The 21957-nt window shown below is 64.5% G+C and carries 20 protein-coding genes; 10 read left to right on the top strand and 10 right to left on the bottom strand.

Features of this window, described 5'->3' with window-relative positions; all coding sequences use genetic code 11:
* Positions 1-51 precede the first annotated feature (51 nt).
* From B5F88_RS07725 to B5F88_RS07700, 6 genes are all read left to right on the top strand, one after another.
* Positions 52-1173, top strand: a complete 1122-nt coding sequence (locus B5F88_RS07725; RefSeq protein WP_087343870.1) for a metallophosphoesterase — start codon at positions 52-54, stop codon at positions 1171-1173.
* 110 nt (positions 1174-1283) lie between these two features.
* Entirely contained in the window at positions 1284-1595 is a 312-nt protein-coding gene (gene rplU, locus B5F88_RS07720) for a 50S ribosomal protein L21 (RefSeq protein WP_087343867.1), read from the top strand.
* 4 nt (positions 1596-1599) lie between these two features.
* The gene (locus B5F88_RS07715; RefSeq protein ID WP_087343864.1) at positions 1600-1932 is read left to right on the top strand and encodes a ribosomal-processing cysteine protease Prp; all 333 of its coding nucleotides are present in this window, start codon (positions 1600-1602) and stop codon (positions 1930-1932) included.
* A gap of 49 nt (positions 1933-1981) precedes the next feature.
* Complete coding sequence (gene rpmA / locus B5F88_RS07710) at positions 1982-2266, top strand: 50S ribosomal protein L27 (RefSeq protein WP_087343860.1); 285 nt, start codon at positions 1982-1984, stop codon at positions 2264-2266.
* A 68-nt stretch (positions 2267-2334) separates the two neighbouring features.
* The gene (gene obgE, locus B5F88_RS07705) at positions 2335-3615 is read left to right on the top strand and encodes a GTPase ObgE (RefSeq protein WP_087343857.1); all 1281 of its coding nucleotides are present in this window, start codon (positions 2335-2337) and stop codon (positions 3613-3615) included.
* Between the two features lie 151 nt (positions 3616-3766).
* A complete protein-coding gene (locus tag B5F88_RS07700; protein ID WP_162612140.1) occupies positions 3767-4681 on the top strand; it encodes a hemerythrin domain-containing protein in 915 nt (304 codons plus the stop codon).
* On the opposite strand, the gene B5F88_RS07695 is transcribed toward B5F88_RS07700, so the two are convergent.
* The 3 genes from B5F88_RS07695 to B5F88_RS07685 all read right to left on the bottom strand — a co-directional run bounded on the left by B5F88_RS07695 (position 4678) and on the right by B5F88_RS07685 (position 6721).
* Positions 4678-5706 carry a DUF4179 domain-containing protein gene (locus B5F88_RS07695; RefSeq protein WP_087343852.1) on the bottom strand — a complete coding sequence of 343 codons (1029 nt, stop codon included), beginning with the start codon at positions 5704-5706 and terminating at the stop codon, positions 4678-4680. The two genes, B5F88_RS07700 and B5F88_RS07695, sit on opposite strands and share 4 nt — an antisense overlap.
* Positions 5703-6191 carry a sigma-70 family RNA polymerase sigma factor gene (locus B5F88_RS07690; protein WP_087343849.1) on the bottom strand — a complete coding sequence of 163 codons (489 nt, stop codon included), beginning with the start codon at positions 6189-6191 and terminating at the stop codon, positions 5703-5705. Before B5F88_RS07690 ends, B5F88_RS07695 begins: the two co-directional genes overlap by 4 nt.
* Positions 6192-6307: 116 nt before the next feature.
* Positions 6308-6721 (bottom strand): hypothetical protein, encoded by a 414-nt coding sequence (locus B5F88_RS07685; protein ID WP_087343846.1) that lies wholly within the window; start codon positions 6719-6721, stop codon positions 6308-6310.
* A 326-nt stretch (positions 6722-7047) separates the two neighbouring features.
* Between B5F88_RS07685 and B5F88_RS07680 the strand changes: the two genes are divergently transcribed.
* Positions 7048-9684, top strand: a complete 2637-nt coding sequence (locus B5F88_RS07680) for a cation-translocating P-type ATPase (protein WP_087343843.1) — start codon at positions 7048-7050, stop codon at positions 9682-9684.
* Between the two features lie 41 nt (positions 9685-9725).
* Here the strand turns inward: B5F88_RS07680 and mgtE are convergent, their stop codons facing one another.
* The 7 genes from mgtE to B5F88_RS07645 all read right to left on the bottom strand — a co-directional run bounded on the left by mgtE (position 9726) and on the right by B5F88_RS07645 (position 18772).
* Positions 9726-11078 (bottom strand): magnesium transporter, encoded by a 1353-nt coding sequence (mgtE, locus tag B5F88_RS07675; protein ID WP_087343840.1) that lies wholly within the window; start codon positions 11076-11078, stop codon positions 9726-9728.
* Between the two features lie 383 nt (positions 11079-11461).
* A complete protein-coding gene (locus B5F88_RS07670; RefSeq protein WP_087343837.1) occupies positions 11462-12451 on the bottom strand; it encodes an electron transfer flavoprotein subunit alpha/FixB family protein in 990 nt (329 codons plus the stop codon).
* A 13-nt stretch (positions 12452-12464) separates the two neighbouring features.
* Positions 12465-13256: an electron transfer flavoprotein subunit beta/FixA family protein gene (locus B5F88_RS07665; RefSeq protein WP_087343834.1), complete on the bottom strand. Its 792-nt coding sequence runs from the start codon at positions 13254-13256 to the stop codon at positions 12465-12467.
* 18 nt (positions 13257-13274) lie between these two features.
* Complete coding sequence (locus B5F88_RS07660) at positions 13275-14414, bottom strand: acyl-CoA dehydrogenase family protein (protein ID WP_087343832.1); 1140 nt, start codon at positions 14412-14414, stop codon at positions 13275-13277.
* 36 nt (positions 14415-14450) lie between these two features.
* On the bottom strand, positions 14451-15872 hold the full coding sequence (locus B5F88_RS07655; protein WP_087343830.1) for an FAD-binding oxidoreductase: 1422 nt from the start codon (positions 15870-15872) through the stop codon (positions 14451-14453).
* Between the two features lie 44 nt (positions 15873-15916).
* The gene (gene larA, locus B5F88_RS07650) at positions 15917-17200 is read right to left on the bottom strand and encodes a nickel-dependent lactate racemase (protein WP_087343827.1); all 1284 of its coding nucleotides are present in this window, start codon (positions 17198-17200) and stop codon (positions 15917-15919) included.
* A 27-nt stretch (positions 17201-17227) separates the two neighbouring features.
* Positions 17228-18772 carry an L-lactate permease gene (locus B5F88_RS07645; protein ID WP_087343824.1) on the bottom strand — a complete coding sequence of 515 codons (1545 nt, stop codon included), beginning with the start codon at positions 18770-18772 and terminating at the stop codon, positions 17228-17230.
* A gap of 306 nt (positions 18773-19078) precedes the next feature.
* Here B5F88_RS07645 and B5F88_RS07640 point away from each other — a divergent pair, with 306 nt between their 5' ends.
* From B5F88_RS07640 to B5F88_RS07630, 3 genes are all read left to right on the top strand, one after another.
* Positions 19079-19765 carry an FCD domain-containing protein gene (locus B5F88_RS07640; protein WP_087343821.1) on the top strand — a complete coding sequence of 229 codons (687 nt, stop codon included), beginning with the start codon at positions 19079-19081 and terminating at the stop codon, positions 19763-19765.
* Between the two features lie 34 nt (positions 19766-19799).
* Positions 19800-21050 (top strand): glycerate kinase, encoded by a 1251-nt coding sequence (locus B5F88_RS07635; protein ID WP_242959680.1) that lies wholly within the window; start codon positions 19800-19802, stop codon positions 21048-21050.
* Between the two features lie 108 nt (positions 21051-21158).
* Positions 21159-21929 (top strand): polysaccharide deacetylase family protein, encoded by a 771-nt coding sequence (locus tag B5F88_RS07630; protein ID WP_087343818.1) that lies wholly within the window; start codon positions 21159-21161, stop codon positions 21927-21929.
* The last annotated feature ends 28 nt before the right edge of the window (positions 21930-21957 follow it).

Here is a 21957-nt window from a genome sequence, read left to right as displayed (position 1 = left end):
CTTTTTTGTGCCCTGTGTGGTACAATGTGGGGTAAAAGCGAGGTGGAACCTATGGCGAGAAAGGCGCGGGTGGTGCGCACAGACTTTCCCTCCGGCCGGCGGGTGCTGGCCATCAGCGATATCCATGGCAACCCGGCCTTTTTCCGGGGCGTGCTGGAGGCGGCCCGCTATACGCCGGAGGACATTCTGGTGCTGGTGGGGGACCTGATCGAAAAGGGCCCCGACAGCCTGGGGCTGCTGCGGATGGTGATGGAGCTGGCCCAGCGTAATACCGTCTACTGCCTCCGGGGCAACTGCGACGATCTGGTGTGTGAGTTCGTTCAGAAGGAGCCCTCCGCTCCCGACGCCTTTTACCGCTACTACCTGGGGGTGTGGGGGGAGCGGTGTACCCTGGTCCAGATGGCCCGGGAGGCGGGCTGTCCCTTCCGGGGGCCGGAGGACCGGCCCGCTCTGGCCCGGGCGATCAGGGAGCGCTTCGCCCCCGAGCTGGCCTTTCTGGAGTCCATGCCGGAGGTGCTGCTCACCCCGGACTACCTCTTTGTCCACGGCGGCGTGCCCGACGAGGACCATCTGGAGGGGCTGGACGCCTGGCGGTGCATGAAAAACGACAATTTTCTCGCCCAGGGCCGCTCCTTCCGCCGCTGGTGCGTGGTGGGTCACTGGCCGGTGACCCTCTATCATCCCCATGTGGCCTCCGTGGCGCCCCTGCTGCTGCCTGAGCGACACATCGCCAGCATTGACGGCGGGTGCAGCCTGATTATGGACGGCCAGCTCAACGCCCTGGAGCTGCCCGCCGCGCCCGGCGGGCCCTTCTCCTGGTACGCCTACGACGGCCTGCCCACCGCCGTGGCGCTGGATGGCCAGGCTCCCTCGGCGGACCCCATCAACATCCGCTGGGGCGGCGGCGTGGTGGAGGTGCTGGCGTGGGGAGAGGAGCTCTCCCGCTGCCGCCACCTGGAGACCGGCCGAGAGCTGGAGGTGCTCACCGACTACCTCTCGGTCCGGAACGGGGAGGTCTGGTGCCAGGTGTCCACCGACTACCGCCTGCCGGTGTCGCCGGGGGAGGAGCTGAGGGTGGTCCGCCGCCTGTCCGACCGGGCCCTGGTGAAGAAAAACGGAGTCATTGGGTGGTATTTCGGCCGATTGGATGAAAAAAGAAAGGAAAACCCTTGACTTCCTACGCTTGCGTGGATATAATATTAGAGCCGCTTTGAATGGGTTGCAAGTGAAGGGAGATCCTTCCGCCCCCGACAGCGAGCCCGTAATGAAGGAGTTGAAACTACATGCATGCGATCATCGAGACCGGCGGCAAGCAGTACAAGGTGGCGGAGGGCGACACTCTGTTCATCGAGAAGCTGCCCAACGAGGCCGGCGACGCCGTGACCTTCGACAAGGTTCTGGCCGTCATCGACGGGGACAAGATCACCGTTGGCACTCCCGTGGTGGAGGGCGCCAAGGTGGCCGCCTCCGTGGTGAAGAACGGCAAGGGCAAGAAGATCCTGGTCTTCAAGTATAAGCCGAAGAAGGGCTACCGGAAGCGTCAGGGCCATCGTCAGCCCTACACCAAGGTGACCATCGGCGCCATCTCCGTGTAAGGAAATGACCACCGTCTCCTTCCACATGGAGGGCAGCCGCATTGTGGGCTTCACCGTGAAGGGCCACAGCGGCTATGCCGAAGCGGGGAGCGACATCGTCTGCGCCGCCGTTACCAGCGCCGTTCGTCTGGTGGAATGCGCCGTCAACGACGTGCTGGGGCTGGAGGCCTCGGTAAAGGTAAAGGAGCGGGACGCGTCCATTTCCCTGCGTCTCCCCGGCGGACTGGGTCAGACCGCTGAGAGCACCTGTCAGACCCTTCTGACCGCCCTCATGGTCCATATGACCAGTCTCCACGAGGAATATCCCGACTATGTGCTGGTGCTGGAGGAGGACTGATCCTCCCGGCACAGCGTTGATCAACACACAAGTTTGGAGGTGTGACACCATGCTGAACATCGGTATTCAGTTTTTCGCCCACAAGAAGGGCGTCGGCTCCACCCGTAACGGCCGCGATTCCGAGGCCAAGCGTCTGGGCGTGAAGCGGGGCGACGGGCAGTTCGTGCTGGCCGGCAACATCCTGGTCCGCCAGCGGGGCACCCATATCCATCCCGGCGTCAACGTGGGCAAGGGCAGCGACGACACCCTGTTCGCCCTCAAGAGCGGCAGAGTCAAGTTTGAGCGCCTGGGCAAGGACCGCAAGCAGGTCTCCATTGTTGAAATTGCTCAGTAATTGTGGGTAAACGAAGCCTCGGACGGAATCCCGTTCCGAGGCTTTTCCTTTGTACGCAAGGAGGTATTATGGCAGCACCCTTTGTAGATACCGCCCGCATCACCGTCAAGGCGGGCAACGGCGGCAACGGCGCGGTGGCCTTCCACCGGGAGAAGTACGTGGCCGCCGGCGGCCCCGACGGCGGCGACGGCGGCCGGGGGGGCAGCGTGATCCTGGAGATCAATCCCCATATGTCCACCCTGATGGACTTCCGCTACAAGCGCAAGTATGTGGCGGGCAACGGCATGGACGGCCAGGGCAAGCGCTGCTCCGGCAAGGACGGGGAGGATCTGGTGATCAAGGTCCCCAAGGGCACCGTGGTGCGGGACGCGGACACCAACGAGATCATCTGCGACATGTCGGAGACCGACCGCTTTGTGCTGGCCCGGGGGGGCAACGGCGGCTGGGGCAACAAGCACTTCGCCACCCCCACCCGGCAGGTGCCCCGGTTTGCCAAGGCGGGGCTGCCCGGCCAGGAGCGGCAGGTGATCCTGGAGCTGAAGCTGCTGGCCGACGTGGGCCTGGTGGGCTTCCCCAATGTGGGCAAATCCACCCTGCTCTCGGTGGTGTCCAAGGCCCGGCCCAAGATCGCCAACTACCACTTTACCACCCTGTTCCCCAACCTGGGGGTGGTGTATGTGGAAGAGGGGGTGTCCTTCGTACTGGCCGACATTCCCGGCATCATTGAGGGCGCCGCCGAGGGGGCCGGCCTGGGCCACGATTTCCTGCGGCACATCGACCGCTGCCGGCTGCTCATCCATGTGGTGGACGTGTCCGGCTCTGAGGGCCGGGACCCGGTGGCCGACTTTGAGGCCATCCAGGCCGAGCTGAAGGAGTACGGCTCCGGGCTGGAGGACCGGCCCATGATCGTGGCGGGCAACAAGGTGGACATCGCTGCCGACCGCTCCGGCCTGGAGGCCCTGAAGGCCCATGTGGAGGGGCTGGGGATGCCCTTTTACGAGATCTCCGCCGCCGCCCAGATGGGCACCCGGGAGCTGATGCTGGCCGCCGCCCGCCAGCTGGAGCATCTGCCCCCCATCACGGTGTACGAGCCCACCTATGTGGAGCGTCCCCCGGAGGTGGATACCTCCGCCCCCCTCAACATCATTCACGAGGACGACACCTGGATCGTGGAGGGCCCCTGGCTCCAGCGGCTTATGGCCAACGTCAACTTCGGCGACTACGAGTCCCGGAACTGGTTTGACAAGATGCTCCGCCAGTCCGGCCTGTTCGACCGGCTGGAGGAAATGGGCATCAAGGACGGGGACATCGTCTCCCTGTACAACCTGGAATTTGAATATCAGAGATAAGCAGACAGGGCCCGCCGTACGGCGGGCCCTGTCTGCTTTTCCAATCCTTGTTATTTATAAATTTAAAGGGTATTTTTCATGTTAATTCAAGGTTGGGCCCTTATACTGACCACAGAATCAACCAATGGACCGCCAGGGAGGGGCAGAAACGATGATGCAATGGAACGATCATTTTAAGATGGGAATTCCTGCGTTTGACCAGGAGCACCGCCAGATTTTCAAAATCGCCGGACAGATTTTGGAGATCGCGCAGGCGCCCGGCATCGATGAAGCCGACCGTATGCCCGCCCTGCGGCAGGCGCTGAACGAGCTGGTGAGCTGTTTCTCCCAACACGCCGCCCAGGAGGAGGCGTATATGCGCGAAATCGGCTACGAGGGATATGGGCTGCACAAGATGCTTCACGACGATTTCCGGAGCACCCAGATGGCCAGGTACCGGCAGATTGTGGAGCGGGATGTGTGCAACAAAGAAGAAGTGTGGAATTTCATCGGCTCGGAGCTGGGATGGCTGCTGGAGCACATTGCCACGGCGGATATGGCCATCGTGGGCAAAAGCGTGCTGAGCCGGCCGGCGCCCGGTGGACTGGAGCTGGCCGCTGTGGAGCGGGAGATCAACCGGCTGCTGGCCGCCACGCTGGACATTGAGGCCAACGCCGCGGTGGTGGACGCCCACTACCGGGGAGAGCCCCTTGGGGAAATGATCTGTCAGAAAATTGTCTACCGCCGGGCCTGGCGCAAGAGCGTGGTGCTCTGCGGCGTGGAGCGCTCCTTCGTGCGGCGTGTGGCCCGGTGCCTCTATGGGGACCTTTTTGGGGATAAGCCTGATCTGGTCCTCTCCACCATAGAGGTGTTTACTGCCCGGTTCTGGATCACGCTGAGCCGGCAGCTCACCGGTCTGGACGACAACATCGACGTCTGCGAGAGCCGGTTTCTGCTGGAAGGAACGCTGGCGGAGGAGCTGCGGGGGCTGGAACCCTCCATCTCCCTGCTGTTCCGCTCGGATCACGGGAAATTCTTTGTGGCCACCGACTCCTGGCGCATCGGGGAGCGGATGAAGCTGGCCTAGGGCTGGGAGACGGGGATGACTACGTCCCCCACCGTGACCGAGGCCACCTCCTCCAGGGAGTGGAGCTGATCAAAGATCATGCCCTTTTGACAGGAGACGGCGCCCGTCCCGTAGGCGCTGGCTCCGCCGGCGTGGGACAGATCCAGGGTGGTGCCGTCGGTGTAGGTGATGGACATGGGCAGCGGCTCGATCCAGTCCATGGCGGTGTCGCCCGCCCAGGAAACGGTGTAGTCCGCCTGGATGGACAGGGGGGAGAGGGTGACGGCATTCAGCGTGACCTCCGCGCCGTTTAGCGTAAAGGTCTGCCCGCAGGGCAGGGTCCGGGAGGCGTCCTCAAAGGCCAGCTGGAAGCTCAGCTTCCAGCTCCCCTCCGTCAGGGTGGTGCAGGTGGCGTAGTCCTCCCCATATACCTGCAGGTCCTGGAAGCGGACGGTGAGCAGGCCGGGTTCCAGAGGCTCGCTCTGGGTGCGTAGCTCCACAAACTGAACGGCGCTGTCGGCGGGGTCGGCGTCGTAGAACCACATGTTGCCCGAACTGCCCCCCCGGTAGCCCTGGAGGGCGGCGTCGTAGGACTGGAAGGCCAGCGGCAGGGCGTCAGTCTCCGGGTCGGGGGCCCGGGCCAGGAGCTGGTCGCTCACCAGGGCTTTTCCGTCCTCCCGCTGGATGGTGTACACCACGGCATAGCTGTAGGTATCCCCCACAATGGCGTCGGCGGTGATGGTGATGCCGTTGTCGGTGTCGGAGGCCCCCACGGGGTAGCCGATCTTGTCCATGATCTCCCTCTGGGTGGAGGGGCCGAAAATGGCGGAGAAGGCGGCTCCCACCTCTCCCAGCGCGCCGGTGGCTCCCGCCACGCCCACGCTGAGGACCAGGGCGGCGGCCACCCCCGCCGCCGCCAGACGGCGGAAGGACAGGGCCCGGTGGGGTGCGGGGCGCTCCGCCTCCGCCATCAGCCGGTCTGTCATGTGCTGCTTCTGCTCCGGGGTGAAGCGGAGCCGGTCCAATGTATCCTGATAACGGTTCATGTCAGTTCCTCCTGTTCCAGATAGGTCCGCAGCTTCTGCCGCCCCCGGTCCAGCCGGGTAAAGACGGTGGCCGGCTTTTCCCCCAGCAGGGCGGCGATCTCCTTGGCGGAGTAGCCTTCGTAGTAGTAGAGATAGATGACGGCCCGGTATTTGGGGGGCAGCAGCTCCACCGCGGCCAGCAGGCTGCCCTCCTCCGCCTGGGGGGCGGGCACGGTCTCCGCCGCCTCCAGCGCCACGGTGCTCCGCCGCCAGTGGCTTTTCAGATAATCCTTGCACAGGTTGATGGCGGTGCGGATGATCCAGGCCCGCTCGTGATCCCGGTCGGCAAATGTCCGGGGTGCCTGGAGCAGCTTGAGAAAGACGCTCTGGCAGATGTCCTGGGCGTCGGCGGTGCTGCCCAGATAGGTGTAGCTCAGCCGGAGGAGCAGGTCGGAGTAGGTGTCCACCAGCCGCTGGGCCTCCGCCCGGTCCGGTATGGGAGGCATGTTGCTCACGTCCTTTCCATGGGATTGAAAGCGCTTTCACCCACAACACGATTGACGGCGGCCGGATTCTTCACTCCCGGCGAAAAAACGCGGAAGCCGGCTGGCTTCCGCGTTTTTTACTGCTGGCTGGGAGGATGGGGCGGGCGCATGACAGGCACGTCGACGTCCTCTTTGGTATGGAGAAGCTTCTTGATGACGAAAATCAGGGCCACGGCGGACACCCCGATCAGGGTGTCGGCGGGGGTGGAGTGGCTCACTACCAGCTGCCGGGCAATGGCGAAGAGCAGCACGTCGGTCACCGCCCGGGACGTGTGGAGAATGAGCATCTTCATAAACTCCAGTCCCACAATAATGCTCATGGTGCTGGCAAAAAATTCATCCAGGCTAAACTTTCCGGCCAGCAGGTATTCCACGGAGTCCTTGCCGGTCAGCACCATCTGCAGCACGGTGAGCAGCAGAATGAACACGGCGATGATCAGCTCCAGCGCCCAGGCGGTTTTGAGCAGGACAGTGATGGCTTTCGGCTTCATGGGCGGCTCCTTTCCACAAGGTAAGTGATGAAAAAAGTATACCGAAAGCCGGTCTATCCGTCAACCGTCCAGGGCATAATGAAGAAGAAAATGGGGATGCTGGAAAAAGAATTGACTTTCCCCCCAAAGTGTGATATGATCCAGACAGTTGAAAAGGGAGTAGTTTGAAAGTCGTGCCGTCAACATCACGGGCCTTTTGAGGACCTGGCGGTACGCGCCCTCTGTGGTAACAAGACTTTTCGGCAACTGTCGTCATGGGCGGCGGTTGGCGGAAGGTCTTTTTTGTCATCCTTCCGCCAAAACAAATAAAAAAAGGAAGGGATCTTATGACAAACGAGCCATACTACAGCAAAAGCGTATCCCAGGCGCTGGAGGCCCAGCAGGCCGACCAGAAGGGACTGTCTGACCAGCAGGCCCGGAGCCGGCTGGAGCAGTACGGCCCCAACAAGCTCTCCGAGGGCAAGAAAAAGAGCGTGCTCCAGATCTTCCTGGAGCAGTTCAAGGACCTGCTGGTGGTCATCCTCATTGTGGCCGCCCTCATCTCCGCCGCGTCGGAGAATGTGGAGAGCACCATCGTCATCTTCGCCGTACTCATCCTCAACGCCATCCTGGGTACCGTCCAGTACCTGAAAGCGGAAAAATCCCTGGAAAGCCTGAAAGCCATGTCCTCCCCCACCGCCAAGGTGCTGCGGGGCGGCGTGCGGGTGGAGGTCCCCTCCGCCGACGTGGTGCCTGGCGACATCGTGCTGCTGGAGGCCGGGGACATGGTAGTGGCCGACGGCCGGGTGCTGGAGAACTTCTCCCTCAAGGTCAATGAGTCCTCCCTCACCGGCGAGAGCGAGGGGGTGGAAAAGACCGCCGACGTGATCACCGGCGGCCAGGTGGCCCTGGGCGACCAGAAGAACATGGTGTTCTCCGGCTCCCTGGTGACCTACGGCCGGGCCACCGTGCTGGTTACCGCCACCGGCATGAATACCGAGCTGGGCAAGATTGCCGCCCTCATGAACCAGACCCAGCAGCGCAAGACCCCCCTGCAGCAGTCCCTGGACAGCTTCTCCGCCAAGCTGGCCATCGTGATCATGGCCATCTGCGCGGTGGTGTTCGCCCTGTCGGTGTTCCGCACCGGCATGGGAGTACTGGACTCCCTCATGTTCGCCGTGGCCCTGGCGGTGGCCGCCATCCCCGAGGCCCTCAGCTCCATCGTCACCATTGTGCTGGCCATGGGCACCCAGAAGATGGCCAAACAGAACGCCATCATGAAGGACCTGAAGGCGGTGGAGAGCCTGGGGTGCGTGTCGGTGATCTGCTCGGACAAGACGGGCACCCTGACCCAGAACAAGATGACCCCCCAGAAGGTATACGCCGATGGCTCCCTGCTGGAGGGGGACGACCTGGAGCTGGTCAACGACGTGCAGCGGCTGCTGCTCAAGGCCGCCCTGCTGGCCAGCGACGCCACCAACAACGAGGAGACCGGCGCCTCCATCGGCGACCCCACCGAGGTGGCCCTGGTGATGCTGGGAGAGAAGTTCGGGGTGGACGAGGAGAGCTACCGGGCCCAGCATCCCCGGCTGGGCGAGCTGGCCTTCGACTCCGACCGCAAGCTGATGAGCACCCTCCACGACATCGACGGCACCCCCACCCTGTTTACCAAGGGGGCCATCGACGTGCTGCTGGACCGGTCCAAGTGGCTGCTGACCCGGGAGGGGAAGGTGGAGCTGACCCCGGAGCGGAAAGAGGAGATCGCCCGGGTGAACATGGAGCTGTCCATGGAGGGCCTGCGGGTGCTGGCCTTCGCCTACCGGGAGCTGGAGGCCGTCCGGCCCCTGACCCTGGAGGATGAAAACGAGTTTACCTTCATCGGCCTCATCTCCATGATCGACCCGCCCCGGCCCGAGGCGGTGCAGGCGGTGGCCGACGCCAAGCGGGGCGGCATCCGCACCATCATGATCACCGGCGACCACAAGGTGACCGCCTCCGCCATCGCCCGCCAGCTGGGGATTTTCCGGGACGGGGACGAGGCGGTGTCCGGCCTGGAGCTGGACCAGATGACCGACGCCGATCTGGACGGACGGCTGGAGAAGATCTCGGTGTACGCCCGGGTGTCCCCCGAGCACAAGATCCGCATCGTCAACGCCTGGCAGCGGAAGGGGAACATCGTGTCCATGACCGGCGACGGCGTCAACGACGCCCCCGCCCTGAAGAAGGCGGATATCGGCGTGGCCATGGGCATCACCGGCACCGAGGTGTCCAAGGACGCTGCCTCCATGATCCTGGCCGACGATAACTTCGCCACCATCGTCAAGGCGGTGGTCAATGGCCGCAGCGTGTATGCCAATATCAAAAACGCCATCCAGTTCCTGCTCAGCGGCAACACCGCCGGCATCTTCTGTGTGCTCTACGCCTCTCTGCTGGCCCTGCCGGTGCCCTTCCAGCCGGTTCACCTGCTGTTTATCAATCTGCTCACCGACTCCCTGCCCGCCATTGCCATCGGTATGGAGCCCGCCCGCCGGGGCCTGCTGGACCAGAAGCCCCGTGACCCCAAGGAGCCCATCCTCAGCCGGGACCTGCTGACCCGCATTGGCGGCCAGGGCCTGCTCATCGCCATCGTCACCATGATTGCCTTCTACCTGGGCTATCAGGGGGGCGACGCCGTCCTGGCCTCCACCATGGCCTTCGCCACCCTCACCCTGGCCCGGCTGTTCCACGGCTTTAACTGCCGGGGCGACGCGTCCATCTTCCGCCTGAAGTTCTCCACCAACAAGTACTCCGTCATGGCCTTCTTTGCCGGCGTGGTGCTGCTGCTGGCGGTACTCTTCGTCCCCGGCCTGAAGGGCCTGTTTATGGTGGCTCCCGCTTTCGGAGTCGCCAACCTGGGAGAGATCGTTCTGCTGGCCTTCCTGCCCACTCTGGTCATCCAGATCATCAAGGTGATCGGGGATGTGCGCCGGGGCAAGGAGAGCTGAAACTGAAAAATCCCTGTCCGCCGATGCGGACAGGGATTTTTTCATGCAAGGGGCAGCAGAGCGCTGGCGATGTTGAAGTAGACCACCAGGGAGATGGCGTCCACAATGGTGGTGATGAGGGGGGCGGCCATAATGGCCGGGTCGGCCTTGAAGAACTTGGCCGCCATGGGGAGCACGCCCCCCACCGTCTTGGCCAGCAGCACCGTGACAAAGAGGGCGGCGGCCACCGTCAGGGCGGTGGCGGTCTGGCCCGGATAGGTGAGAATGAGCCGGACATAGTTTACCGTGCTGAGGGCGGCCCCCACCAGCATGCTCACCCGCAGCTCCTTCCAAAAGACCCTGGCAAAGTCCCGCAGGCGGATCTCGCCCACCGCCATGCCACGGATCACCAGAGTGCTGGACTGGCTGCCGGCGTTGCCGCCGGTGTCGGTGAGCATGGGAATGAAGGTGACCAGCAAGGGCATGGCGGAGAAGGCCGCCTCATACCGGCCCAGGATGCCGCCGGTGATCATGCCGGAGATCATCAGCACCAGCAGCCACACAATGCGGTGCCGGGCCAGGGTGAACACCCCGGTTTTCAGATAGGGCCTTTCCGAGGGGGCCATGGCCGCCATCTTCTCAAAGTCCTCGGTGGCCTCCTCCTCCAGCACGTCCATGCCGTCATCCACCGTGACGATGCCCACCAGCCGGCCCTCCCTGTCCACCACCGGCAGGGAGAGGAAATCGTACTTCATCAGCCGGGCCACCGCCGCCTCCCGGTCCTCGCCGGTCCCGGCGGTGATCACGTCCCGCTCCATCAGGTCAGCCACCAGGGCCTGGTCCCCGGCCAGCAGCAGCTCCCGGATGGTGACCACGCCCTCCAGACGCCGGGCGGCGTCGGTGACGTAGCAGGTATAGATGCTCTCCGAGTCCGCCCCCGTCCTGCGGATATGGGCGATGGCCTGGGCCACCGTCATGTCCCGCTTCAGGTCGGTAAATTCGGCGGTCATGATGCTGCCCACCGAGTTCTCCGGGTAGTGGAGGAACTGGTTGATGAGCTGCCGGGTGTCCGGCCGGGCGGCCTGGAGCACCCGCTTCACCACGCCGGCGGGCAACTCCTCCAGCAGGTCCACTGCGTCGTCCACCCACAGCTCCTCCACAATGGCGGACAGCTCCTGGTCGGTGGCCGCCTGGATCAGGGCCTGCTGGTCCTCCGGTGGCAGGTCGGAAAACACCTCCGCCGCCAGCTCCTTGGGCAGGGCCCGGAAGACCGCCAGCATCTCCGGCCGGTCCAGCTCATCCAGCAGCTCCGCCAGGTCGGCGGGGTGGGTCTGGGTCAGCGCGTCCCGCAGGGCGCACATATCCCGGCGCTCCAGCAGCTGCCGCAGCGCCTCCAGGGTCAGATTCTGTTTCATGGGTCTCTCCTCCTGTCGTTGAAATACAGCGAGGAAGTGACCAAAACAGGCGCGCCGCGGCAAAGCGTCCGGGTTTCATACCCGGCCGCTCCCCGCGGCGGAACCTTCCGTATTTGGGAACAGACAGCCGGGCCCCGCCCGGCCTGCCCTGCTTACAGGGAAAACCAGGCGGCGCCAGCCCTGTCCCCTGAGGGAAGCTCACAGCCCGCGTTGGTACTTCGTCCGCATAGGTCCACCTGATTTTCCTCCTTTTTCCTATTATTTTGCTAGCCTTTGGCTGCCGTTCGAGGATATCACACTTTCCCCCAAAAGGCAACCCCAAAAAACAGAAGGGCCCGCCCCCCCGAGGGGACGAGACCCTTCTGGATCTGCCTTTAGAAAGGTTACTCCGCCTTGCGCTGACGGATCTCCTGGATCATCAGGGGGAGGACCTTGGCCACGTCCCCCACGATGCCCACGTCGGCCACGTCGAAGATGGGGGCGTCCTCATCCTTGTTGATGGCCACCACGTAGCCCGAGCCGTTCATGCCGGACACGTGCTGGGTGGCGCCCGACACGCCGCAGGCGATGTACAGGGCGGGGGCCACGATCTTGCCCGACTGGCCCACCTGATGGGCCCGGGAGACCCAGCCGTCCTCGATGGCGGGACGGGTGGCACCCACCACGCCGCCCAGCAGGGCGGCCAGCTCCTCCACCAGGGCGAACTGCTCCTTGGAGCCCATGCCCCGGCCGCCGGTGACGATGACCTTGGCCTCCTCCAGGTTGACCGCCTCGGAGAGCTCCTTCACCGCCTGGGCCACCTTGACCTTCACCGCGTCGGCGGGCACCTGGAGCTCCACCGGGGTAACGGGGCCGGCCTGGCCGGCCTCCGGCTTGGCAAAGGCGCCGGAGCGGGTGGTGGCTACCACCGGCAGGGTGTCCACCACCACGTCGTTGAGCACAGTGCCGCCGTACAGGGGCACGGTCCACACCGGGGTGTCCCCGTCCCAGGTCAGGGCGGTGGCGTCCTGGACGCTGCCCAGCCCCAGCCGGGCGCACAGCCGGGCGGTCATCTCCCGGCCCAGGGGGGTGTTGCCCGCCAGCACCGCCGCGGGCTCATACTGGGCGGCCAGCTGCTCCAGCGCCCAGGTGAAGGCGTCCGCCGCCCCGTCGGAATAGTCCCCGCCGGTGACGGCCAGCACGCCGTCGGCCAGGGGAGCCACCTTCTCCGCCGCCCCGGCGTTGTCCGTGCCCATCAGCACGGCCAGAACCTGCCCGCCGGTGTGCTGGGCCAGAGCCCGGGCGGGGGTGAGGCACTCCAGCGCCCCGTTCAGGGCCTTTCCGTCCTTTTGTTCCAGAAAGACCAGAATATCCTTGCGATTTCCCCAATCCATACCGCTCTCTCCTTTACAGCACCTTGGCGTCCGCCATCATGGCGATGGCCTTGGCCACGGTCTCCTCGCAGGTCTCCTCTTTGAGCTTCACGCCCGCCTGCCGCTTGGCCGGCTCGTACACCTTCACCACATGGCTGCCGGCGGCGCCGGGGGCCACGCCGCCCAGCGCGGCGGCGTCCAGGGTGGGAATGGGCATCTTGCGGGCGGCCAGCTTGCTCTTGATGGTGGGATAGCGGGGATCATAGGGGGGCTTGTTTACGGTGACCACGCAGGGCAGGGGGGCGTCCACCAGGCGGTAGCCCTCCTCGGTCTCCTGCTTGGCCTGCACGCCGGCGTCGGTCTGCTGGATGTCCACCAGGTCGGTGACCACCCCCACGCCCAGGGCCTCGGCCAGCTGGGGGCCCACCTGGCCGGTGGCCTTGTCGGTGGCCTCCCGGCCGCAGAAGATCAGGTCGAAGGGCTTGCCGGCGTCGGCCTCCAGCTTGCGGATGGCGGCGGCCAGGATCTTGCTCTTGCCCAGGGTGTCCGCCCCCTCGAAGGAGGGGTCGGTGATGAGGCAGCCCTGATTGGCCCCCACCGCCAGGCAGGTCTTAACCGCATCCTTGGCCCCCTCGGGGCCGATGGTGATGGCGGTGATGCTGCCGCCCACCGCCTCCTTCAGACGGGTGGCCATCTCCAGAGCGTAGGTGTCAAAGGCGTTGACCACGGGGGTGACCCCCTCCAGGTTCACCTCCTGGGTGCCGGGCTTCAGGTGGAGCTCCACCGAGTCGTCGGGCACCTGCTTGAGACATACCAGAATTTCCATGTCGTTACGCTCCCCGCCTTAGAATTTGCCGATGGTGTTGTTGGCCACCACGATGCGCTGCACCTCGTTGGTGCCCTCGAAGATCTGGAAGATCTTGGCGTCCCGCAGCAGCTTCTCCACCGGGTACTCCCGGCTGTAGCCGTAGCCGCCGAACATCTGGATGGCCTCGGAGGCCACCTCCATGGCGATGTCGGAGGCGTAGCACTTGGCGATGGCGGACTCCTTGGAGTAGGGCAGGCCCTGATCCATCAGGGTCAGGGAGTGGGCCACCATCTGGCGGGCGGTCTCGATCTTGATGGCCATGTCGGCCACCTTGAACTGGAGGGCCTGGTTCTTCAGCACGGGCTTGCCGAACTGGATGCGCTCCTTGCCGTAGGCGATGGCCTCCTCCATGGCCCGCTGGGCGATGCCGGTGGCCACGCAGCCCATCCAGGTCCGGGCCTGGTCCAGGGTCTTCATGGCGATGGAGAAGCCCTTGCCCTCGGCGCCGATCAGGTTGGAGGCGGGGATGCGGCAGTCCTCAAACACCACGTCGCAGGTGTTGGAGGTGCGGATGCCCATTTTGTCCTCCTCGTGGCCGGTGGACAGGCCGGGGGTGCCCTTCTCCACAAAGAACATGGACATACCCTTCACGCCGGCGGACTTGTCGGTCATGGCGGTGACGCAGTAGAAGGAGGCGATGCCGCCGTTGGTGATGAAGCACTTGCGGCCGTTGAGGATGTAGCTGTCGCCGTCCTTCACGGCGGTGGTCTTGCCGGCGCTGGCGTCGGAGCCGGCGCCCGGCTCGGTGAGGCAGAAGGCGCCGAAGCCGCCGTCCACGATCAGCTGGCAGGCCCGCTTCTTCAGCTCCTCGCTGCCGGCGATCAGCACCGGCTTGGTGCCCAGGCCGCTGGCGGAGATGGTGGTGGCAAAGCCGGCGTCGGCCTTGGCCATCTCCTCAAACAGGGCGGCCACGTCCACCCGGCTCAGGCCCATGCCGCCGTACTCCTCGGGCACCTCCAGCATGTGCAGCTGCATCTCGATGGCCTTGTCGTAAATCTCCTTGGGCCACTCGCCGGAGCGGTCGTACTCCTTGCACTGCTCCTTGACTTCCTTCTCACAGAACTCCTTGACAGCGCCCAGCAGCTCCTGAGCCTCTTCCGAAATCAGATATGCCATAACGGGTTCCTCCTTCTATGTAAGTCGTCTTTCTATTTACAGCTTATAGCAGACCTTGCCGGGATTGAGCACCAGATTGGGGTCAAAGACCTCCTTGATGCCGCACATCAGACGCATGTTTACCGGGCCCACCATCTGGGCCAGGTAGTCCAGCTTGCCGTGGCCGATGCCGTGCTCGCCGGAGATCAGGCCGCCCAGCTCGGTGGCCTTGGCGTAGGCCTTCTCCATAAAGTCGGCCACCTGCTGTTCAAACGCGGCCAGCTCCATGTCGTTGGAGCAGGTGTAGATGTGCAGGTTGCCGTCGCCGGCGTGGCCGAAGCTCTTGACCTCAAAGTCGTAGCCTTCGGAGATCTCCTTGATGTAGGTGACATAGTGAGCGATCTGGTTCACCGGCACCACCACGTCGCACTCGTCCAGCAGCTTGGTGTTGGCCTCAATGGCCTCCAGGAAGGTGGACCGGGCGGCCCAGGCGTCCTTCTTCAGCTGGGGAGTGTCGGCCACCAGCACGTCCAGGGCGCCCGCCTCCAGCACCACCTCGGAGGCCTGCTCGATAATTTCGGTGAGCTGATCCTCGTTCTCGCCGTCAAAGGTGACCAGCAGGTAGGCGTTGACGTCGGTGCCCTCAAAGGTCTGAGGGAAGGTGCTCTTGCCCAGGTAGCTCTCGGACAGGCGGACGATCTCCCGCTCCATGAACTCCAGGGCCTGGGGGTGGAGGTTGGCCATCATCAGCTTGGGCACGGTGGAGATGCAGTCCTCCAGGTTCTCGTAGAGCACCACCAGGCTGATGACCTCCTTGGGGGCGGGGATGAGCTTGAGAGTGAGCTCGGTGATGATGCCCAGGGTGCCCTCGGAGCCGATCATCAGGTTGAGCAGGGAGTAGCCCGAGCTGGTCTTGGACACGCTGGCCCCCAGGTGGACGATCTCGCCGGTGGGCAGCACCACCGTCATAGCCCGCACATAGTCCCGGGTGGCGCCGTACTTCACCGCCCGCATGCCGCCGGCGTTGGTGGCCACGTTGCCCCCCAGGGTGGCAAACTTCTCGCCGGGATCGGGGGGATAGAGGAAACCCTGCTTGGCGGCGTCCTCCGCCAGGTCGTTGAGCAGCACGCCCGCCTGGACCCGGACCACCATGTTCTCGGTGTCGTAGGAGAGGATCTTGTTCATCTTGGTGGTGGACAGCACCACGCCGCCGTGGATGGCCACCGCGCCGCCGGTGAGGCCGGTGCCGGCGCCCCGGGGGGTGACGGGCACCCGGTTCTCGTTGCACAGCTTCATGACGGCGGCCACCTCCTCGGTGGTCAGGCACTCCGCCACCACCTCGGGCATGGCCTTGCCGTAGATGGGCATTTCGTCGTGGGAAAAGTCCTCGTTGATGTCCCCATTCACGCTGATCCGGCCGGGCACGGCGGCCTTCAGGGCCTCAATCAGCTCGGGGGTGACCTTGTTGTACTGGCTCATAAAAACGCTCCCCTTTATTTGATAACATCACATCGGATTTGCCTTTACTTGCGTACGATGACCGAAACCCCGTCGGGAATGACGGTGATGGGGCTGTCCGCCTTACCCAGCAGCCGGTCGGCCAGGGCGATGGCGGCGGGCAGGTCGGCCGCCCAGTGGAGGTGCATGGCCTCCACCATCTCCCGGGGGGCCTGGGTCACCAGGATGACGGGGTGCTGCAGGAGCACCCGGCACAGGATCTGGGCCTCCCACTGGTCGGGGATGGTGCGGTCGCTGGGGGTGGCCAGGAACCGGTCCATGATCTTCCGGTTGTCCGGCTCATGGGCGAAGGTGTCGTAGAAGGACTGGCCGCCGTGGCCGTCGCTGCAGGCGGAGACCATGATGATCACCCCGCCGGGGGCGCAGGTGGCCTCCGCCGCCGTCATGCCCTTCACCGACTGATACAGGTTCTGGTCCAGGGGGTAGCCCCCGTTGGTGGTGATGACGATGGGAGCGGGAACCGCATCCACGCCGGAGAGCTGGTCTACAAAGGCGCACCCTGCCCGGTGGGCCTGGTCGAAGTGTCCGGCGAAGGCGGCGATCACCCGCTTGTCAGCGTCGATGACCACGTTGCAGATAAAAGCCAGCTTGGCCTGCTGGGCGGCATACAGCATATCCCGGTGAATGGGGTTGCCGTCCAGGATGCCGGTGCGGGCATTGGGACTGTCAATAAAGGCGGAGCAGTGGTTGGCCAGCACGGTCTCCCGGCTGGACACCCCCGGCAGCACGCTCTTGCGGCCGCCGGAGAACCCGGCGAAGAAGTGGGGCTCGATGAAGCCCTCTCCCACCAGCAGGTCGGCCTCCGCCGCCAGCTTGTTGATAAGCAGTTCCCCGCCGGAGGGCAGGGTGCCCAGGTGGACCATGTCCTCTTTTTTACCGCTCTCATGGATGACGAAGCGCAGCCCGGAGTGGCGGTAAAGCGTCTCGCCGTATTTGTCCAGCAGCTCGGCCTCGGTGGTGGGCCGGTGGAAGCCGGTGGCCACCAGTACGGTGATCTCCGCGTCGGGGTTTCCCGCCCGGATCTCCTCCACCAGCTGGGGCAGGATCACCTTGCTGGGTACCGGGCGGGTGTGGTCGCTGCTGAGGATAACCACTTTGTTCTTGCCCGCCGCCAGCTCCCGCAGGCGGGGGGAGCCGATGGGGTTTTCCAGGGCCTGACGCACCAGCTCCGGCTGGTCCGCCTTGGCCTGATAGCTGTGGGCCCTGGACTGGAGCACCCCGGCCAGGCGGCCGTCGGGGATGTCCGCCGTGATGTGCCCCCGGCCGAAGGGCAGTTTGAGTTGCGCCATATGCCGTTCCTCCTTCCGGTGCGCCGGTCACAGAACCAGGGCCGCCAGCGGGTGGGCCAGCAGCGCGATGAGACCGAACACCACTACAAACAGGATATAATATCCGATGGATTTCCGCAAGATGATGCTCTCCTGCCCCACCGTATCGGTGGCGGCGGTGGCGATGGAGATGCTCTGGGGGGAGATAATCTTGCCCGCTGTGGCGCCGATGGTGTTGGCGGCCACCAGCCAGACGGCATCCATCCCCAGGGCGGAGGCGGTCTCCGCCTGCAGGCCGCTGAACAGCACCGAGGCGGAGGTGGCGCTGCCGGTAACGAAGGTGCCGATGGAGCCGATGAGGGGGGCCACAATGGGGTAGGCCGACCCGGTGACCGCCACCAGGAAGGCGGCGATGTCGCTGGTCATGCCGCAGTAGCCCATGATCTTGGCCGCCGCCAGGATGGACACCAGGGTGATGATGGTCTTGGACATCTGCTTCAGGGTGGCCCACAGCACCTGGCCCATCACCTTCAGGCTGGCCTTCTGCAGGGCGCCGCCCACAAAGGCGGCGATAAAGATCAGTACGCCGGGGGTATTGACCCAGGAGAAGGTATAGGGGCTGGCCTCCTGGCCGGAGTAGATCACCACGTCGCTTTTGACGGCCGCCAGCAGGTTGTGGATGGGGGGTACCAGGCTGGAGGTGGCCAGCAGCAGCACGAAGATCAGGATGAAGGGGGACCAGGCCAGCGCCCCGTCCCTGACGGTGAGGCCGGTCTGCTCCTGGGTCCTGGGCAGGGCGTATTGGGCGGGGGGTTCCCCCTTGAGCGGCTTGGAGAGAAGGATGGTTACCACCATGCACACCACCGAGCCGGTGACCGCCGGCAGCTCCGCCCCCACATACTTGGCGGTGAGAAACTCGGGGATCACGAAGGCCACTCCGGAGCCCAGGGCCACCGGCCAGACCCCCTTCAGGGCCCGGACCCCGCCGCCGGTCATCATCACCATCAGCAGGGGGGTGAGCACCACCATCAGGGCCAGCTGGAGCACCACCACCACCGCGGTGGGGCCGGCCTCCAGTCCCGCCACCGAGGCGGCGGTGATGGTGGGGATGCCGATGGAGCCGAAGGCGGTGGGGGTGGCGTTGGCCACCAGACATACCAGAGCGGAGAAGATGGGGTCGAAGCCCAGGCCGCACAGGATGCCCGCCGGGATGGCCACCGCGGTGCCGAAGCCCGCCATGCCCTCCATAAAGCCCCCAAAGCCCCAGGCGATCAGGAGCACCAGCACCCGTTTGTCCCGGGTCACCGCGGTGAGCATCCCCTTGATGCGCTCCATGGCCCCGGTGCGCACCGTCAGATTATAGGTGAACACCGCCGCCACGATCACCAGCGAGATGGGCCACAGGGCCATGACAGCCCCCTCCAGGCCGCCGGTCAAAACCTCCGTCCCCGGACTCTTCCAGTAGAACAGGGCCAGCAGCACGGTAAGCGCCAGCGCCAGGGGGCAGACCTGATAGGCGGGGCGTTTCCAGACGCTGAGGGCCACAGCCAGCCAGAGGATGGGAAGCAGAGCAAGCACAAACCGCACAAACACAGCCAGACACTCCCTTACACCGTCGCGCTTATGGTAGAACCAAAATAAAATCTATACGCACCCGTTTGCTTTTTTCAAAAGCAATATTAGGCGCATGATGGCAAAATGTCAAGGGAATATCCGGCTTTAATTGGCATTTAAGCTAAATTTGTATGGGTGCATAAGTTTCCTGGTGTCATTTTTGTGCAGTTTTGGACCTACCAGTTTTTCGAATTGGCACTACCTTTACAACTTGTTGACTGATGTGGTATAATAGTTACAATCTGACAAGTCCACGGATATCGTTTGGAAAGGGAGGCTGAGCATATGGCGGAACAGCAGAAATCCTACGAGCACGTACTGACCTATTTGGAGGACGCCCTCCGGGATGGCAAGCTCACCCTAGGCCAGTCCCTGCCCCCTGAGCGGGAGCTGTCCGAACAGCTGGGCATCAGCCGCAATTCCGTGCGGGAGGCCGTCCGCCTGCTGGAACACATGGGCTTTCTGGTGAGCAGCCAGGGGGCGGGCAATTTCATCAGCTGCAACATCCAGCGCAACTTGCAGGATTCCTTTGACATGCTCATTCTGCTCCAGCAGATCGACTACCACCAGCTGGCCGAGCTGCGCTCGGGGCTGGAGCTGCAGGCGGCGCTGCTGGCGGTGGACCGGATCACCGACAGCCAGGTGGACCGGCTGGACAGCCTGGTGCGGCAGATGACCGCCTGCCCGCCGGAGATGGGGGCCCAGCTGGACAAGCGGCTCCACGACGAGATTGCCGCCATTTCGGGCAATCAGCTCATCATTCAGATTCTCCGGGCCCTGTCCTCCACCATCGACCGGTTCATCAGCGACATGCGCCGCCGGATCCTCCAGAATCCCCGCACCGGCAATCAGCTCCAGTACGCCCACGAGCAGATGGTGGACGCCCTGCGCCGCCGGGACAAGACCCACCTGATGCTGGCGGTAAACCACCATTTCAATGTGGTCAACGGCAACATGACGGCGGAAGAATAAAACCAGGCAAGGCAGGGAAGAGGTTTAGCCGGATATGGTTATGAGGACAGGCAGGAAACTGAGAAACGACTGCGACCAGATCGTCCGCCGGGCCATCGCCGCGGTGCAGCCCGACGCGGCGGTGCGCCGGGCCCTGAAGGACATTCCGCTCCCCCAGAGGCGGTTGGTACTGGTATCGGTGGGCAAGGCGGCCTGGTCCATGGCCCGCGCCGCCTATGACTGCGTGGGGGACAAACTGAGCAGCGGCATCGTGATCACCAAGCACGGCCACGCCCAGGGGCCCATCGGCCAGCTGCTCATCCGGGAGGCGGGCCACCCGGTCCCCGACCAGGACACCTTCTCGGCCACCCAGGAGGCCCTGGCCCTGACCCAGGACCTGACGGCGGAGGATACCGTGCTGTTTCTGCTCTCCGGCGGCGGCTCCGCCCTCTTTGAGGCCCCCCTGGTCCCCCAGGACGAGCTGCAGCGGCTTACCCAGAGCCTGCTGTCCTGCGGGGCGGACATTGTGGAGATGAACACCATCCGCAAGCGGCTGTCCACCGTGAAGGGGGGACGCTTTGCCCAGCACTGCGCCCCCGCCCGGGTGTGCTCCATCGTCCTGTCCGACATCATCGGCGACCCTCTGGACATGATCGCCTCCGGCCCGGCCTATCCCGACTCCTCCACCTGCGCCGACGCCCGGCGTATCGCGGATAAGTACGCCCTGCCCCTTTCCGGGGAGGCGGCGGGCTGCCTGGACAAGGAGACCCCCAAGGAGCTGCACAACGTCCATACCGTCATCACCGGCAGCGTCCGGGCGCTGTGCGCCGCTGCCGCCGCTGCCTGCCGGGAACTGGGCTATGAGCCCATGCTCCTCACGGACAGCCTGGACTGTGAGGCCCGGGAGGCGGGGGACTTCCTGGCCGCCGTGGCACGGTCCCACCAGAATACCGGCCGCTCCCTGGCCTTTCTGGCGGGCGGGGAAACGGTGGTCCACCTGACGGGCAAGGGCAAGGGCGGCCGCAATCAGGAGCTGGCCCTGTCCGCCGCCGAGGGGATCGCGGGCCTTGCCGGCACCGCCGTCTTTTCCGTGGGCAGCGATGGCACCGACGGCCCCACCGATGCCGCCGGCGGCTATGTGGACGGCCACACCCGGGACGCTCTGGCCCGGCAGGGCATGCGTATCTATGACGTGCTGCGCCGGAACGACTCCTACACCGCCCTGAAGGCCTGCGACGGACTGATCGTCACCGGGGCCACCGGCACCAATGTAAACGACATAGCTGTGCTCCTGCTCCGCCGCTGAGGACCGGGAGCCGGCCGCCCCCCAGTTCCTCTGACGGAACTGGGGGCCTTTCTGCGCCCTTCTGTCCGGCCGGTTGGCGGCATAGAATGGCACAAAGGAGGGTTTTCTATGGGAAAAATCTTGCTGTTTCGGAAAAAGAGGCTGACGGCCCTGGCCTGCGCCCTGGCGGCGGCGCTGATCTTCTATGTGGTGAATTACCCCTACGCCGCCACCGCCGCTTCCACCAACCGCCAGCTGCCCATCTACTGCGTCCAGCGGGACCAGAAAATGGTGGCCATCTCCTTCGACGCCGCCTGGGGGAATGAGGATACCCAGGAGCTTATCGACATCATGGACCGCTACGACATAACTGCCACCTTTTTTGTGGTGGGCTCCTGGGTGGACAAATATCCCGAGTCGGTGAAGGCCCTGTCCGACGCGGGCCATGAGGTGATGAACCACTCCAACTCCCACGCCCACATGTCCCAGCTGAGCACCCAGGAGATTGTGGCCGACCTCAACGCCTGCAACGATAAAATCGAGGCGGTCACCGGCGTGCGGCCAACCCTGGTCCGCCCGCCCTACGGGGAGTATGACGACCATGTGATCAACGCCGTGCGCTCCATGGGCATGGAGCCCATCCAGTGGGACGTGGACAGCCTGGACTGGAAGGACCTGTCCGCCTCGGAGATCACACAGCGGGTGGTGAACAAGGTGCAGCCCGGCTCCATCGTCCTGTTCCACAACGCCGCCCTTCACACCCCGGAGGCCCTGCCCGGCATTATCGAGGCCCTGCTCCAGGAGGGCTATACCTTTGTGCCCATCTCCCAGATTATTCTGCCTGGCGAGTGCGGTACGGACTACACCATCGATCACACCGGCCGTCAGTGTCCCTGCTGAATATGCAAAAGCAGGCCTGGGGTTTCAG

Source organism: Flavonifractor sp. An306, from assembly GCF_002159455.1.
In the GTDB taxonomy this organism is placed as follows: Bacteria; Bacillota; Clostridia; order Oscillospirales; family Oscillospiraceae; genus Flavonifractor.
The sequence above is the reverse complement of the archived record's forward strand: the minus strand, read 5'-3'. Positions and strand labels throughout refer to the sequence as shown.

Bases quoted from the DNA above. Each gene is read 5' to 3' on its own strand.
- B5F88_RS07715 (WP_087343864.1), top strand. From the start codon at position 1,600: ATGACCACCGTCTCCTTCCACATGGAGGGCAGCCGCATTGTGGGCTTC.
- larA (WP_087343827.1), bottom strand. From the start codon at position 17,200: ATGGCGCAACTCAAACTGCCCTTCGGCCGGGGGCACATCACGGCGGAC.
- rplU (WP_087343867.1), top strand. From the start codon at position 1,284: ATGCATGCGATCATCGAGACCGGCGGCAAGCAGTACAAGGTGGCGGAG.
- rpmA (WP_087343860.1), top strand. From the start codon at position 1,982: ATGCTGAACATCGGTATTCAGTTTTTCGCCCACAAGAAGGGCGTCGGC.
- B5F88_RS07670 (WP_087343837.1), bottom strand. From the start codon at position 12,451: ATGGATTGGGGAAATCGCAAGGATATTCTGGTCTTTCTGGAACAAAAG.
- B5F88_RS07655 (WP_087343830.1), bottom strand. From the start codon at position 15,872: ATGAGCCAGTACAACAAGGTCACCCCCGAGCTGATTGAGGCCCTGAAG.
- mgtE (WP_087343840.1), bottom strand. From the start codon at position 11,078: ATGAAACAGAATCTGACCCTGGAGGCGCTGCGGCAGCTGCTGGAGCGC.
- B5F88_RS07685 (WP_087343846.1), bottom strand. From the start codon at position 6,721: ATGAAGCCGAAAGCCATCACTGTCCTGCTCAAAACCGCCTGGGCGCTG.
- obgE (WP_087343857.1), top strand. From the start codon at position 2,335: ATGGCAGCACCCTTTGTAGATACCGCCCGCATCACCGTCAAGGCGGGC.
- B5F88_RS07725 (WP_087343870.1), top strand. From the start codon at position 52: ATGGCGAGAAAGGCGCGGGTGGTGCGCACAGACTTTCCCTCCGGCCGG.
- B5F88_RS07690 (WP_087343849.1), bottom strand. From the start codon at position 6,191: ATGCCTCCCATACCGGACCGGGCGGAGGCCCAGCGGCTGGTGGACACC.
- B5F88_RS07665 (WP_087343834.1), bottom strand. From the start codon at position 13,256: ATGGAAATTCTGGTATGTCTCAAGCAGGTGCCCGACGACTCGGTGGAG.
- B5F88_RS07630 (WP_087343818.1), top strand. From the start codon at position 21,159: ATGGGAAAAATCTTGCTGTTTCGGAAAAAGAGGCTGACGGCCCTGGCC.
- B5F88_RS07700 (WP_162612140.1), top strand. From the start codon at position 3,767: ATGATGCAATGGAACGATCATTTTAAGATGGGAATTCCTGCGTTTGAC.
- B5F88_RS07680 (WP_087343843.1), top strand. From the start codon at position 7,048: ATGACAAACGAGCCATACTACAGCAAAAGCGTATCCCAGGCGCTGGAG.
- B5F88_RS07660 (WP_087343832.1), bottom strand. From the start codon at position 14,414: ATGGCATATCTGATTTCGGAAGAGGCTCAGGAGCTGCTGGGCGCTGTC.
- B5F88_RS07640 (WP_087343821.1), top strand. From the start codon at position 19,079: ATGGCGGAACAGCAGAAATCCTACGAGCACGTACTGACCTATTTGGAG.
- B5F88_RS07695 (WP_087343852.1), bottom strand. From the start codon at position 5,706: ATGAACCGTTATCAGGATACATTGGACCGGCTCCGCTTCACCCCGGAG.
- B5F88_RS07635 (WP_242959680.1), top strand. From the start codon at position 19,800: ATGGTTATGAGGACAGGCAGGAAACTGAGAAACGACTGCGACCAGATC.